Below are 1935 nucleotides of genomic sequence, written 5' to 3' on the forward strand. Positions count from 1 at the left end.
GTTGAATGGCTGGTTCGATCCGCGCGCGATCCTTGTATTTATACTTAAGGGATAACTCTGGCGATAAAAAATGGCATCAAGCCTTGCGTACCAAGGCTTCGGGGCTTATTTGCGTTGTAGAAGGTTTTGGAAGTATTCTGTTGGGAGTGGTCGCCTTAAAAGCGACCCCCGCAACGACGGCCATCGTTCGGGGGTGTGACCACCTGCAGAAATTCGATTCGAAGCGACAACCAACAGGTGATACGGCAATGATAACACGTCAAATGAGCCATCGCCCAGCATGGGACGGTGTGCATGCAAAACCCTAAACTCCAGAACCTCACGGATTACTCCCCCTCAGACGCGCCCTGGGACGCTCACAAAAGCGTTTCTGACGACGTAGGTGGGATTTACCTTCTCGCAGCCGAATATGAGCGCTACGGGGCGCGTATGGCTTCCTGTGGCGGTTTACTGAGGTTTGGTTGGTCTACCCTCAAAGAAACTGGAGAAACTCGCCTTAGGCTACGTGAGGCGCATTTCTGTCGTGTCCGGCACTGTCCTGTCTGCCAGTGGAGGCGATCCCTGATGTGGCAAGCCCGTTTTTATCAGTCCCTGCCGCGTATTGTTGCGGATTATCCAGATGCACGCTGGATGTTCCTGACCCTCACAGTGCGAAACTGCGCGATCGGGGAATTGGGTGAGACACTTAACCGAATGAACATGGCCTTCCAGCGACTTAAGGATCGCAAAGAGTTTCGACCTGTTCAGGGCTGGATTCGCACCACGGAAGTTACACGTGGAAGTGACGGTAGTGCGCACCCGCACTTTCACACTCTGATGATGGTTCCTCCCTCAATGTTCACGCGAGATTACGTTAAACATGACCGCTGGGTAGAGCTTTGGCGAGAGTGTTTGCGTGTGAATTACGATCCGAATGTTGATGTTCGAGCAGTAAAACCCCGCAAGCCTAAGGACGGAGAATCATTGGCTTCTGCAACTGCGGAACTTGTACGGGGCGCAGTGGCTGAAACCCTGAAATATTCCACGAAGCCGGCTGACATGGTTGCTGATCCTGAATGGTTCCTCGAATTGACTAAGCAGACACATAAGCGCCGATTTGTGGCTACCGGTGGCGCACTCAAAGACATACTGAAACTCGATCAGGAAACTGATGCCGATATGGTAATCGGGGATGATATTCCCGAAGGCGATGATGATGGTTCACGCATTGCTTTTGAGTGGAAAACCGAATCCAAAAAGTACCGTCGCTCACCGTCAAAAGATAAAGCTGAATCAGACTGACAGGGTGTCGGGGCGCAGCCCTGACCACGACGTTTTTGAGAGGACGCCGCTTGTCGGCGGTACTCCAAAAACACATCTTGTCCTATTGGTTCTACTCCGATGCAGGATAGGGCTAACGCCGCAAAGTGACGTCACTCAATTACTGAGTTCGGTTTCCGAACTCAGTTGGGACAAGATGTGTTTTTGGTACACCGCCATCACGATGTCGGTGCCAAAAACGATTCGTCAGGGCTGCGCCCCGACACCCTGCCAACACCTCACGCAGTCAGATTAAAATCTGCCAGCGCTCGCTGTTTCCGAAATCGTCAAACTCTAAATCGTGGGGTCCCGCTGGCTTGCCAGTGGGTTCCGATTTAGTGATTGACGACATTGCTGATTGAAAAATTGGCTGAGGTGGTTGGATTCACGAAGTGAGGCCAACCACCTGGAAGACGGTTTTTAATTGTCTGGTACCGGATACAACCAGAACGAATGGAGTTGGTTCTGTCGTGATGCGAAAAAGTATGGGTTCGCAAATCACAGACTAAATAGATTTACCCAATTCCATTCGAGTGAGGTTGTTATGTTTTTTGAGGTTCTTAATCATGTTGATAGTGCGTTGAGCGTTGCTGTTTCGCTCCTGGCGTTGTGGCAGTGGCGGGTGGGCGTTGAATG

At 51.3% G+C, this 1935-nt stretch carries 1 protein-coding gene; it reads left to right on the forward strand.

Features of this window, described 5'->3' with window-relative positions; all coding sequences use genetic code 11:
* Positions 1-294 precede the first annotated feature (294 nt).
* Complete coding sequence (locus EHN13_RS22115; protein WP_016245711.1) at positions 295-1281, forward strand: protein rep; 987 nt, start codon at positions 295-297, stop codon at positions 1279-1281.
* The last annotated feature ends 654 nt before the right edge of the window (positions 1282-1935 follow it).

Origin of the sequence: Citrobacter youngae, from assembly GCF_003818115.1 — a bacterium.
Lineage (GTDB): Bacteria > Pseudomonadota > Gammaproteobacteria > Enterobacterales > Enterobacteriaceae > Citrobacter > Citrobacter youngae.

Coding starts and splice junctions, on each gene's coding strand:
- EHN13_RS22115 (WP_016245711.1), top strand. CDS start 295: ATGCAAAACCCTAAACTCCAGAACCTCACGGATTACTCCCCCTCAGAC.